At 42.5% G+C, this 13845-nt stretch carries 8 protein-coding genes; 7 read left to right on the top strand and 1 reads right to left on the bottom strand.

Translation table 11 applies throughout. The annotated features are described in order from the left end of the window. The first annotated feature begins 16 nt into the window (after positions 1-16). The 7 genes from glgB to Q5O24_00340 all read left to right on the top strand — a co-directional run bounded on the left by glgB (position 17) and on the right by Q5O24_00340 (position 12502). The gene (gene glgB, locus Q5O24_00370; GenBank protein WKY47818.1) at positions 17-1885 is read left to right on the top strand and encodes a 1,4-alpha-glucan branching protein GlgB; all 1869 of its coding nucleotides are present in this window, start codon (positions 17-19) and stop codon (positions 1883-1885) included. Positions 1886-1947: 62 nt separating this feature from the next. Next, the gene (locus tag Q5O24_00365; GenBank protein WKY47817.1) at positions 1948-4365 is read left to right on the top strand and encodes a glycogen/starch/alpha-glucan phosphorylase; all 2418 of its coding nucleotides are present in this window, start codon (positions 1948-1950) and stop codon (positions 4363-4365) included. 21 nt (positions 4366-4386) lie between these two features. Further along, the gene (locus Q5O24_00360) at positions 4387-5508 is read left to right on the top strand and encodes a glucose-1-phosphate adenylyltransferase (protein ID WKY47816.1); all 1122 of its coding nucleotides are present in this window, start codon (positions 4387-4389) and stop codon (positions 5506-5508) included. 10 nt (positions 5509-5518) lie between these two features. After that, positions 5519-6631: a glucose-1-phosphate adenylyltransferase subunit GlgD gene (gene glgD, locus Q5O24_00355; GenBank protein ID WKY47815.1), complete on the top strand. Its 1113-nt coding sequence runs from the start codon at positions 5519-5521 to the stop codon at positions 6629-6631. Positions 6632-6634: 3 nt separating this feature from the next. Next, positions 6635-8071 carry a glycogen synthase GlgA gene (gene glgA, locus Q5O24_00350; GenBank protein ID WKY47814.1) on the top strand — a complete coding sequence of 479 codons (1437 nt, stop codon included), beginning with the start codon at positions 6635-6637 and terminating at the stop codon, positions 8069-8071. Continuing rightward, the gene (locus Q5O24_00345) at positions 8055-9941 is read left to right on the top strand and encodes a glycoside hydrolase family 13 protein (GenBank protein ID WKY47813.1); all 1887 of its coding nucleotides are present in this window, start codon (positions 8055-8057) and stop codon (positions 9939-9941) included. Before glgA ends, Q5O24_00345 begins: the two co-directional genes overlap by 17 nt. A 137-nt stretch (positions 9942-10078) precedes the next feature. Beyond that, positions 10079-12502 (top strand): glycogen/starch/alpha-glucan phosphorylase, encoded by a 2424-nt coding sequence (locus Q5O24_00340; GenBank protein ID WKY47812.1) that lies wholly within the window; start codon positions 10079-10081, stop codon positions 12500-12502. A 67-nt stretch (positions 12503-12569) separates the two neighbouring features. Here Q5O24_00340 and Q5O24_00335 read toward each other — a convergent pair whose 3' ends face one another. Further along, positions 12570-13829 carry an EAL domain-containing protein gene (locus tag Q5O24_00335; GenBank protein ID WKY47811.1) on the bottom strand — a complete coding sequence of 420 codons (1260 nt, stop codon included), beginning with the start codon at positions 13827-13829 and terminating at the stop codon, positions 12570-12572. Between the last annotated feature and the right edge of the window lie 16 nt (positions 13830-13845).

Below are 13845 nucleotides of genomic sequence, written 5' to 3'. Positions count from 1 at the left end.
GAAAGGATGATCTGAAATGAAACAAACACAAAAACTGTCTGTCCCTCAGGAGCGATTTAAAAGTTACTCAGTTTTGGGTGCGCACCTGAAGGAAACCAAATGCATATTTCGCGTTTGGGCACCCAATGCCCAGTCCGTTTCAGTTGTTGGTGATTTTAATAATTGGGATACCACTAACGCTATAATGAAACAGGGTTCAGGGGGGGTATGGGAGCTTGAAATTCCTGATCTCTCTGAAGGTGATCTCTATAAATACGCACTTGTTCAATCAGACGGAAAACTTTCCTACAAAGCAGATCCTTATGCTTTTTTTTCAGAACACAAGCCCAAAACCGCCTCAATTATCCATAATTTAAACCAATATCAGTGGCAGGATGAAAGGTGGCTAACCTCACGCGCCAATAAAAATGTCCTTTCAGAATCCATGAACATTTATGAAGTCCATCCCGGCAGCTTTATGCGAGACGATGAAAATCAGCTGCTTAACTATCGCGACCTGGCTCAAAAGCTTGTCCCCCATATAAAAGAGATGAACTATACGCATCTGGAACTGATGCCGATCATGGAACATCCCTTTGATGGTTCCTGGGGTTACCAGCTCACCGGATATTATTCTGTAACCAGCCGCTATGGAAGTCCTGAAGATTTTATGTTTCTGGTGGATACCTGTCACCAGAACGGGATTTCAGTAATTCTCGACTGGGTTCCTGCGCATTTCTGCAAAGATGACCATGGCCTGCGAATGTTCGATGGCACCTTTCAATATGAATACAGCGAACACCCACTCTGGGGAACCATGGAGTTTGATTACGGTAAAAAGGAAGTTCTTGATTTTCTGATCTCCAACGCCTATTTCTGGTTTGATATATTTCATATTGATGGCCTCCGTATCGATGGTGTTGCCAGTATGATCGAACTGAATCACGGTGTGGATGACGAGAAAAATCGCAATGCTTATGGTGGAACAGACCGCCTGGAAGCAATCGATTTCTTAAAAGAACTCAATACTATTATTTTCAGGGATTTCCCCTTCGCCATTATGGCTGCCGAAGACTCTACCGCCTACCCCATGGTCACCTGGCCCATTGACAAGGGAGGACTGGGCTTTAATCTAAAATGGGATCTGGGCTGGATGCACGATACCCTTAACTATATGAAAACGGACCCCTATCACCGAAATCAGTTTCATCATCTCCTGACTTTTTCTATGGCCTACGCCTTTAACGAGAATTTCATCCTGCCGCTTTCCCATGACGAAGTCGTTCACGGTAAAAAAACCATCCTCGATAAAATGTTCGGGGATTATGATATGAAATTTAATCAGTTTAGACTGCTTTATGCTTATCAGATGACCCATCCCGGTAAGAAACTGTCATTTATGGGCAACGAGTTTGCGCCATTTTTAGAATGGCGCTATGATGAACCACTGGAATGGTTCATGCTGGATTATGACAAGCACCGCCAGATATTCGAGTATATAAAAGCCCTGAATAAATTCTATGTCCATGAAAAAGCCTTATGGACCATCGATCATGACTGGGAGGGTTTTAAATGGCTCGAAGCAGATAATCGCCAACAAAGCATTATCGTTTTCTCCAGAAATACTTCCGATCCCGCTGACAGCCTGATCGTTTTAATCAATTTCTGTCCCATTGCTTATGAAGAATACCGAATTGGCGTCCCCGACGCCGGAAGCTATCGCCTGGCCTTTAATTCAGATGATACTTTATTTGGCGGCACCGGCCAAAAGGTCAAAAAAACTATGAAATCAACTGCTACCGCATTTCATGGTCAGGACCAATCTATTACCGTTACCGTCCCACCATCATCGATGGTTGTTTTTAAAAAAGTACAACACCGCAAAAAAAAATCATCCAAAAAATAAATCGGCCTGAAGCTGCTCAATCATTTGTTTACCTTAATAGAGGGTAATGAGAAAGGAAAATCATGAATCCCAAAGAATTAAGAACTGCTATCGATGACTTCAAATTAGAATATCAAAATAAAATCGAGGAAGTTTCCGGACGAATTTTATCGGAATCCTCGCCGCTTAATCAGTACGATGCTCTGGCTGATCTGATCAAAGACAAAATTACTCCTGCATGGGCTCAAAAAAATGTTCAATACGGCGAATACACCCAACGTCAGGTATTCTTTTTTTCCATCGAATTTTTAATTGGAAAACTCCTAAAATCCTATATTAACTGCCTGCAGTTAGACCAGGTTGTTGAAGCAGCTATCGAAGAACTGGGCCTGAATTACGAAACGATCCTCAGCCAGGAGTCGGATCCCGGCCTTGGCAATGGCGGACTGGGCCGACTGATGGCCTGTTTTTTAGAGTCTGGAGCAACCATGCAACTGCCTATCCACGGAAATGGTATTCGCTATAAATATGGCCTCTTCGCCCAGGAAATTATTAATGGCGAACAAGTGGAAGTTGCCGATTACTGGCTAAAAAACGGTTATCCATTCGAATTTCGCAAGCCAGATGAATCCGTCATCGTCAAATATTATGGCAATATCCATGCGCAACGAATCAACGGCGTTCTAACCTTTGTCCACGAAAATTATGAACCAATTAAAGCAATCCCCTACGATATCCCGATTAAAGGCTATAAAAACGATACCGTTAACACCTTGCGCCTCTGGAGTGCTGAGCCCCTTGAAGATTTTGATCTTCCCCGTTTTAATCAGGGGCAGTTTCTTGACGCTCTCCGCCACAAGTCCGAAGCAGAAGCCATCAGTCAAATCCTTTACCCCGATGATACCGGCTTTGATGGAAAGCTTTTGCGCCTGAAACAGGAATACTTTTTTGTTTGTGCAGGTCTAAAACGCATTGTTAATCGCTATAAGCGCTTTAATAAAAATTGCCTTGATGAATTTGCCGAAAAAGTCTGTATCCATATCAATGATACCCATCCCGCCCTTTGTGGCCCAGAACTGATGCGCATCCTGATGGACGAAGAAGGTCTGGGCTGGGACGATGCCTTTGACATTACCCATCATGCCCTCAGTTTTACCAATCACACAATTTTACCGGAAGCTTTGGAAAAGTGGCCCGTTGATATGTTACAAAACCTTCTTCCAAGGGTATATATGATTATTGAAGAAATTAATCGGCGCTTCATCGAATATCTTAAAAATGATCATTTTATGTCTGATGAAGAAGCCTGGAAACTCTCTATTATCCGCGATAACCAGATTCATATGGCCAGCCTTTCCATCGTCTGCAGCCATTCTATCAACGGCGTAGCTGAGTTGCACAGTAAAATTCTGCGGGAGGAAACATTTAACGGCTACTATCACATTTTTCCCGAGCGTTTCCATTCCGTTACCAACGGAGTCACGCCACGGCGATTTTTAATCAATAGTAATCGCGGCCTTAACGAATTAATTAATGAGGCCATCGGGTACGACTGGCAACTCGACTTAAACCAACTGAAAAAGCTGGAAAAATTCGAACAAGATCCTTTGTTTATTGATAAATTTCAAAAAATAAAACGGGCCAACAAGCATCAACTGGCCGCCTATATTAATACCCATAACGGTATTATCGTTAGTCCTGATTCTATTTTCGATATTCAGGTCAAGCGGATTCACGAATACAAACGGCAGCTTCTGAATATCCTGCACGTGCTTCACCTTTATAACGAGCTCAAAGCCAAACCGGATCGCGAAATATATCCACGAACATTTATCTTTGCGGGTAAGGCTGCGCCAGGTTACTATTTTGCCAAAGAAGTGATTAAACTCATCCACGCTGTCGCCGAAAAAATCAACAACGATCCAGCTATCAATGAGCAGCTGAAAGTTGTTTTTCTGTCAAACTTCAATGTTACACTGGGAGAAATTATTTATCCGGCAGCCGATATCTCTGAACAAATCTCTACTGCCGGAAAAGAAGCTTCCGGTACCGGCAATATGAAATTCATGATGAATGGTGCTATCACGCTGGGAACTATGGACGGTGCCAATATAGAAATTTATCAGGCTGTTGGCGAGGATAATATGATTAGCTTCGGTTTATCCTCTGATGAAGTCTCGCAGTTTGAAAAATTCGGTGGTTACCGCTCTGTTGATCTCTATGAAAATGACCCACGCATACAACTCATCATGCATCAGCTGGTAGACGGAAGCCTGGGACAGGAAATCAGTTTTCAAAGCATCTATGATGCCCTGCTTTTATACAATGACCGTTATTTTGTACTCCGAGACTTTGATTCTTATGCCAAAGCCCAGTCACGAGTTAACGATCTCTATTTAGAAAAAAAACACTGGTCACAAATCTCGATTCATAATGTTTCACAATCCGGTTTGTTTTCCAGTGACCGATCCATTGCTGACTACGAAAGATATATATGGTAAAACGACATAAGGGGGACTTATATGAATAATGAATGTGTTGCAATGTTACTGGCAGGTGGGCAGGGAAGCCGTCTTGGTTCACTTACCTATAATAATGCCAAACCTGCTGTTTTTTTTGGTGGTAAGTATCGAATTATCGATTTCCCATTAAGCAACTGTATGAATTCCGACATCGATATTGTCGGAATCCTGACTCAGTACCGGCCCTATATCCTCAATAACTATATCGGTGACGGTTCGGCCTGGGCACTGGATCAGTATCGGGGCGGGGCTCATATACTCCCACCCTACATGAGCCAGAAAGGAGGCCGATGGTATTCAGGAACCGCCGATGCGATCCTGCAGAATATTGATTTTATCGACCGCTTTAACCCGGAATATGTACTGATTCTGTCTGGCGACCATATCTATAAAATGGATTATTCAAAACTCCTCGGCTTTCATAAAGAGAAAGAAGCCGACCTGACCATCGCCGTTATGGAAGTTGCCTGGGAAGATGCCCATCGCTTTGGAATTGTCAATACGGATTCTAAACAGAAAATCCTGGAATTCCAGGAAAAACCAGCCGAGCCCAAAAGCAATCAGGCATCCATGGGAATCTATGTTTTTACCTGGCCGGTTCTTAAGAAAGCCCTGTTGGAAGATGCTGATGACGAAACATCGGCCCATGACTTCGGCCACAATATTATTCCTAAGCTTCACTCCGATAATAAACAGATTTATGCCTATCCTTTTTCCGGATACTGGCGGGACGTGGGAACTGTCGAAAGCTATTATCAGGCCAATATGGATTTACTGAATCCAGCGTGTGAATTTGACCTGAATGATAAGAACTTTCATGTTTTTTCCAACAATATCAGCCGTCACCCCCAATATATCGGCGCTTATGCCAAGGTCAGAAACAGTCTCATCTGTGATGGCTGCATGATTTTCGGTCAGGTTGAAGGTTCGATCATCTCCCATGATATAGTCATTCATCCCAACACCCGAATCATCGATTCAATTGTCCATACCGGGGCTATCATTGAAGACGGGGCTATCATTGAAAATTGTATTGTTGGCGCCCGGGCCCGCGTTAAAGGGCATGAACGCTATCTTAACCAAAACAATCCTGACGAAGAAATCCGCGTCATAAATTCCTAAGAGGTGAACGATGAAAAATGTACTAGGCATTATCCTGAATGTTGACGGTGAAGACACCACCCTGAAAAACTTCCTTGAGCACCGAAGCTTAAGTACTCTACCCTTTGGCGGACGATATCGTCTGATTGACTTTATGCTCTCCAATATGGTCAACTCCGGCATTACCCAAATTGGTATCATTGGCAGTCATAAATACAGCTCCCTGGTTGATCATCTGGGGACCGGAAAAGAATGGTCACTAAGCCGAAAAACCCAGGATTTAAGTATCCTTACCGGTACCAGCAACACCAGAATCGGAAATTTTATCAAAATCAATTTGCGAAACCTTCTTAGCAATCGCAGTTTTCTGGAAAAAAATCCGGCCGATCACGTTGTTCTGGCAACCCCTAATTTAGTAACCTCTTATAATTTTAGAGAAGCTTTTGCTGTTCACCTGAAGAATGACGCCGATATTACCATGATTTGTAAAAAAGACCATGATAAATTCCATCTGCGTGACGATGATTTATACCTGGAATTCGAAAATGATCGAGTCAAGAACATTCATTATCGAAGTGATCGACGTACCGAATACTTTTTTGCTGAAATGCTGATTATCAAAAAAAGTGTTTTATTGCAGTTTTTGGAATTCAGTGAGCGCAGCGGTGACTGGGACCTCATCGATATGATCCGTTCTAATATGGATGTTCTGAAAATTTTCGGCTTTCAACACACTGGTTATATCGAGCGTATTTATACCTTGTGCAACTATGTCAATGCCAGTATGGATCTGCTGGAATATGAAGTAGTCCAGGAGCTCTTTCGTGAGGACAACCCAATTTATACAAAGATTAAGGACCGGCACCCCACATTTTTCAATGACCCTTCAAAAGTTTCAAACTCAATTATTGGTAGTGGATGTATCATCGACGGGGCAATTTCACATTCTATCATTTTTCGGGATACTGTTATCGAAAAAATTTCGAAAATCCAAAACAGCATCCTGATGCAGCATTGTCAAATCGGAAAAAACACCATACTCAACTATGTGGTTATGGATAAGGATACCATTATCAGTGATAACACCTCTCTGATTGGCAAACCAGATTCACCCATAGTGATTAAGAAAGGAACGGTGATTTAATTGTTGAAAGTTCTATTTATTGCTTCCGAAGCCTACCCCTTTGCTAAAACCGGTGGACTCGCAGATGTTGTAGGGGCTCTGCCCAAATCCTTCGGTAAAGAAATTGATGTCCGGGTCATGATCCCCAACTATGGTTCTATTCCTGATCTGCTGGAAAAAGAAATCCACTATCATCACCATTTTTACGTCCATATGAATGGTAAAGACTACTACTGCGGCATCCTTACCTGCGAGCATGATGGCATAAAATATTATTTTATCGATAACGAATACTTCTTCAGACGACAGAATCTATATGGGTATTATGATGATGGCGAGCGGTTCACTTTCTTTTCCCGGGCAGCGTTGGAATCCCTCTCTTCGCTCGGTTTTGATCCGGATATTCTCCACTGCCATGACTGGGAAACGGCAGCAATTCCATATCTCCTTAAACACCAATACCGGACCGCTTTCCCTAAACTTAAAACGGTTTTTACTATTCATAACATGAAATATCAGGGAATCTACGGGTTCGAGGATATCAATCAGTTTCTTCATCTCGGTTTCCTTCCCAACGATATGGAATTCTATGGCAAACTCAATTTGATGAAAGGGGCTTTATATGCTTCTGACCTGGTAACAACAGTCAGCCCCACCTACGCCCACGAACTCAAAGACCCCTATTACGGTGAGGGTTTGGATGGTGTCATCAGAAGCATCCATACAAAAGAAATCGGAATCCTGAATGGTATCGACGGCTCCGTTTACGATCCGGCAACGGATTCAGCTCTGTTCCTTCCTTACTCTGAGCCTGCCGGGAACAAGGCAGCAAACAAAACCGCTTTACAGGAGTATCTTGATCTGCCAGTCCGTGCAGACGTGCCAATGATTGCCATGGTTAACCGACTAATCGAACAAAAAGGACTGGACCTGGTTGCCAATGTGATTCACGAAATTCTTCAGTTGGATATCCAGTTCGTCGTTTTAGGTACCGGCGATGCTAATTATGAAGACCTGCTTAACAGTGCTGCCTATAACTATCCGGTTAAAATGGTCACCCGAATTGAATTTGACGATCCCTTATCCCGCCGCATTTATGCCGCCAGTGATCTTTTTTTAATGCCTTCCAAATTTGAGCCCTGCGGTCTGTCACAGATGATTGCCATGCGTTATGGCTCTGTCCCAATCGTCCGGGAAACCGGAGGGTTAAAGGATACCGTTACACAATTTGAGGCAGATACGGGTATTGGAAACGGCTTTACCTTCAAAAATTATAATGCCCATGATATGCTCTTTAGTATTCAGAATGCGGTTAATCTCTACCACAACAATCCTGAAACTTTTGAGAAAATTGTCAATAATGCTTTCCACTCACGATTTAACTGGTCTAATTCAGCGCAGGTTTATTTGACTCATTACCGAAATTTGAAAGAAGCTGAATATCATGAAATTCATTCATAATTCTTTTATTGCTGAATACCGTTGTCCCTTCGGAGCAGTTCCGATCAATTCTATGGTGACGCTTAAGGTCTTTGGTTCCGACCTTATCAATGTGAAACTGCATACTCATTTTAACGGGATTGAAACTGTTTATCCTATGCCACCCTCAGATTATTCCAATTTTTACGCTATCAATATCCGGGTTCCTGAAGAACCCGGCCTGCTCTGGTATGATTTCGAGTTTAATATGAAGGGAAAAAACTATACCTACGGCACCAGGCCAGATGGTCTGGGGGGAATCGGCCAGATCTATACCGAAAAAGCCTCTTCCTACCAGATCACCATATATGACCCCCAGCGAAAAACGCCAGCCTGGTACAAAGAAGGCCTGATGTATCAGATTTTCCCTGATCGTTTCAACCGCGGTGAGGATTTTAATCTCGCTAATTTCCCCAACGATGCAATGCTTCACCCTAACTGGTCTGACTGCCCGCATTATTTTAAAAATGATAAGGGCGATATTGAATATTGGGATTTTTTCGGGGGAACCCTGGCTGGCATAACCGAAAAGCTGGATTATTTAAAAAGTCTGCATGTTTCTATCCTTTATCTCAACCCCATTTTCAAAGCTAAAAGCAACCACCGCTACGATACCGGAAACTATCTGGAAATCGATCCGATTTTAGGCACTATTGAAAGCTTTCGCACACTGGTTCGTGAATGTGAAAATCGGGGAATCCGTATTATTCTAGACGGTGTTTTCAGCCATACAGGAGATGACAGCCTCTATTTTAATCGTTATGATCATTATGACAGTGTTGGTGCCTTCCAGTCGAAAGACTCGCCTTTCTATGACTGGTACACCTTTACCGACTATCCCTGTGAATATGCCTGCTGGTGGGGCGTGGAAAATATGCCCAACACCGATGAGATGAATCCTGAGTTTCAAAATTATATTTTTAAAAATGATGACTCTGTGATCAGAAACTGGCTTCGAGAAGGGGCTTCCGGTTGGCGGTTAGATGTCGCCGATGAACTTCCCGATGCTTTCATAACCGGTCTTAAAAAGGCCATGATGGAAGAGAATGAAAACACTATCCTATTGGGGGAAGTATGGGAAGATGCTTCCAGAAAAATCGCCTATGATGAACTGCGTACTTATTTTAACGGTTTCGAATTGGATTCCGTCATGAACTATCCTTTCCGCGAAACATTTATCGATTTCTTTCTGGGAACTACCAGCGCCCGCTCGGCTACCCGAATCATGATGTCCTTTTATGAACATTATCCTAAAGAACAATTTATGAGCAACTTGAATTTGGTCGGTTCTCATGACCGCCGCCGCATCCTGACTGTTCTAGGCGAAGCCTTTGAATACTGTCGTGATGCTGAACGGGAACACTATTGTCTGGAGCCTGACCAGCTTGAACTGGGAATCAAACGGCTTAAACTTATTAGTCTGCTGCAAATGACTTTCCCCGGCCTGCCCTGTATTTACTACGGTGATGAAGCCGGCATTCAGGGTTTTGAAGACCCTTATAACCGCTGTACCTATCCATGGGGCCGGGAAAATACGGAACTACTTGACTGGTACAAAAAAATCACTCGTCTTCGCAGCGATTTCCCGGTCTTTCAGAAAGGCTCCTGGAACCCTCTGGAAACCGGCGATGATGTATTAAGTTTTGAAAGAAAGGACGATGAAGATCACTGCATCTGTCTTTTCAACCGCAATGTCAAAGCGGTTCACCTCTTTAAACATCCCGATTTCACTGAAATCGAAGGTCTTGACCTTCTCACACAGGAAAAGGTAACACTGACCCCTCTGGTCCTCAATCCTTTGACAGCTTATATCATTTTACTCACCTCACATGACCGAATCAGCCAGGAATAAATCCTGAATCAGCCACCTATGCAGGTGGCTTTTTCTTTCCTCCTACAAAAATCTGTTATTTTTTATTTCAAAGGGTAATAATATTTTAACGAAGTTGTTAGGCTTAATCTAACGATCCCAAAGGAAAGGAAATTGAAATGAAAGAACTACCGAATGCTGCTATTGAAAATTTTAAGAATGAATTTTTGCAAAAAATTGCCGAGGTTTCCGGTGAGTGTCTGGAAGAATCCTCTCCTCTTGATCAATATACGGCCCTGGGGGAAATTGTGATGGAGAAAACAGCATCCTATTGGGCCACAACCTCTTCCCAATATGCTTCAAACCCTCATAAACGTGTCTATCTGTTTTCGATTGAATTCCTGATTGGTCGGCTTCTAAAATCCTATCTGGCCAGCCTTGATATGGAATCAGTCGTCGAAGCTGCATTTACTGAACTTGGTCTGGATTATCAGAAAGTACTGGAGCTGGAAGCCGACCCTGGTCTTGGCAACGGCGGACTGGGACGACTTATGGCCTGTTTTCTTGAATCTTCTGCAACCCTTGGTTTTCCCTTTCACGGCAATGGCATTCATTATAAGCATGGTCTTTTTAAACAACAGATCATCAATGGTGAACAGGTCGAAATTGCAGATAACTGGCTGGAAAACGGTTATCCCTTCGAGATTAGAAAACCGCGAGAATCTGTCATCATCAAGTTTTACGGTCAGGTTCGCACAGAAAAAATCAAGGGTCAGCTAACCTTTGTCTATGATAATTACGAAGCCATCCAGGCCGTTCCCTATGACATCCCAGTTAAAGGATATCGCAACAAAACCGTTAATTCCCTGCGCTTATGGAGTGCTGAACCCTTAGAGGAGTTTGATCTTTCCCGCTTCAATGAAGGTCAGTTTCTCGATGCCGTCCGCCATAAATCTGAAGCTGAAGCAATCAGCCAGATTCTTTACCCCAATGATGACCAGTTTAGCGGCAAGGAATTACGCCTCAAGCAGGAATACTTCTTTGTCTCAGCTGGACTTAAACGGATCATTACCAGATATAAACGCTTTAACCATGACTGTCTTGATGAGTTCCCGGACAAAATCTGCATCCATATCAATGATACCCATCCCGCTTTGTGCGGGCCGGAATTGATGCGGATTTTAATGGATGAAGAGGGCTTAAGCTGGGATGATTCCTGGCGCATTACTGTTAACGCCCTAAGCTTTACCAACCATACAGTTTTGCCGGAAGCCCTTGAAAAATGGCCGGTTGATATGATGTGTCATCTGCTTCCCCGAATTTATATGATCATCGAAGAAATAAACCGTCGCTTTATTGAAACCCTGACTGAACAGGGCGACCTTGACGATGCAAAAATCCAGTCACTTTCAATTATTTCTGATTCCCAGGTTAATATGGCCCATTTAAGTATCGTCTGCAGCCGTTCAGTTAATGGCGTTGCCGCTCTTCACAGCAAGATTCTGCGCGAGGAAACCTTTAAAAACTTTTATGAAATCTACCCGGAACGATTCCACTCTGTCACTAACGGCGTCACGCCCAGGCGGTTTCTGATCAACAGCAACAAAAATCTTTGCCAGCTGATTAACGCATCAATTGGCAAAGAATGGATTACGGATCTCTATCATCTTGAAGAACTTTTGACCTTTTCTCAAAATTCAGATTTCAGAAAAAAATTTACTGCCATTAAACAAGAGAATAAGGAGAAACTGGCTGCTTATATCAATACCCAGCAAGGCCTGATTATTAATCCAGACTCCATTTTTGACATCCAGGTCAAGCGGATTCACGAATACAAGCGTCAACTATTAAATGCCCTTCACATTCTTCACCTGTATAACACGATCAAAGACAACCCAAATGGAAATTATTATCCCAGAACCTTTATTTTTGCGGGAAAAGCCGCCCCTGGCTATTATTTTGCCAAAGAAGTCATTAAATTGATCAACGCCATTGCCAACCTGGTTAACAATGATCCCATTGTCAGCAAATTTTTAAAGGTTGTCTTTCTTGCTAACTTTAATGTTAGTCTTGGTGAGATCATTTATCCGGCAGCGAATGTCTCAGAACAGATTTCAACCGCTGGAAAAGAAGCCTCCGGTACCGGCAATATGAAATTCATGATGAACGGAGCTGTAACCGTTGGTACAATGGATGGGGCCAATATTGAAATTTATGAATCAGTCGGTCCCGAAAACATTTTTACTTTTGGTCTGAGCGATGATCAGGTTGCCCATTACTATGCCACTGGTGACTATCACTCCATAGATACTTATAAAGCCGATGACCGTCTGCAACGAATTCTAAATCAGCTCATTGATCATACCTTAGGCAAATCTTTAAATTTTCAAATGATCTACGATTCACTGCTTTTATATAATGATCATTATTTTGTCCTTAAAGACTTTGATTCCTATGCTAAAACACACGAAAAAATATTAACCACTTACGTCGATCAGGATGCCTGGTTTAAAATGTCATTAACCAATGTTGCCAAATCCGGCCTGTTTTCCAGCGACCGTTCGATTCGGGATTATCAGCGGGATATTTGGGAAACTTTATAATTGCACGCTTTAAAAAGCGCCTACTATCAGAATTATTTCTAATAGTAGGCGCCAATATTTTATAAAGTTATTCTTTTCTCTCATCAACTTCAATTCCATCAAGAAAGTCTACACAAAGCACATACTTCCCATTAGTCAGATTAAATACCCGGGAATAGGTAATACAAAGATGACCTGTCGCCATCGATACATAAGGCTCAGAAATATAAGTATCCTGACGATGTTTTATCAGGTTAAAGTAAAACTTTTTAATCGAATGGTCCACGCCTGTATTCGCCGAATGAAAAACCCGCTTTTCCCCCACATAGCCTTTTTTTGCATTGATCGTCTCACTGCATTGAATCCCTTCCTGATCCAGGACATAAGCACAATCGATGGCGTCAATACCTGCCAGTGCCTTAATCAGCAGGCCGTCAAAGGCCTTTTGCGAATCCGCTACAATCAATGCCTTAACCAGGCTGTTCACCGTACGAGTATAAAACAATCGTTTTTCATTGTATATCACTAGCTCATCCATCAGAGCAGCCTTGAAATCTTCCAATGCTTCTGCTGCCTTGGTAATCAGTTCAGCCTTTAACGTAAAATACTCACTGGGTTTGGCAAAATAAAAGCCCTGTATCACTTGCGCGCCCAGTTTTAAAACCGAAATAGCTTCTCCTCGGGTTTCAACCCCTTCGGCCACAATCAGCGCACCGATTTTATTTGAAAGATTAACCAGTGATTTAAAGATCTCCTGTTTATGATATATCTCGTCGATTGACATGATAATCGAACGATCGATCTTAATAATGTCCGGCTTTATTTCAGCGATCCGATCCATATTGGAAAATCCGGCACCCACGTCATCGAGGGCAATCAGATAACCCCGGGATTTATATATTTTGACGAACCGATTCAAGCTAGCAATATCTTTAGACTTGGATTCATTAATTTCAATAACAATATTCTGCGGGCAAATCCCGTAACGATTAACCTGTTCATCGAGAAAATCTGAACCAGAAACTGAATCTATAATAGCTGTGTCTATATTGAGAAACAAAAGCAGGTCCGGATCAATTTCATGATATGAAACAAACGCCGAAAGGATTGATTCTCTGCAGGCCCGATCCAGATCAATTAAAATCTCCTGGGTATGCGCAGCTGAAAAAAGATAAAGGGGGGATATCAAGGTCTCTTTTAAAGGATCAAAGCCTCTGATCAGGCCTTCGATACCGAGAATTTTTTTACCAGTCACTGACATAATCGGTTGGAAAAAAGCCCGAAGACAATCATTATTAAGCATTTTTTCAAGTTGAATGGTTTCTGTCCGACACTGAGGTTGATTCATTTTTCACTCCAATTAA

Source organism: Eubacteriaceae bacterium ES3 (genome assembly GCA_030586155.1).
Lineage (GTDB): Bacteria > Bacillota > Clostridia > Eubacteriales > Eubacteriaceae > Acetobacterium.
This window is presented reverse-complemented; position numbering and strand designations above follow the sequence as displayed.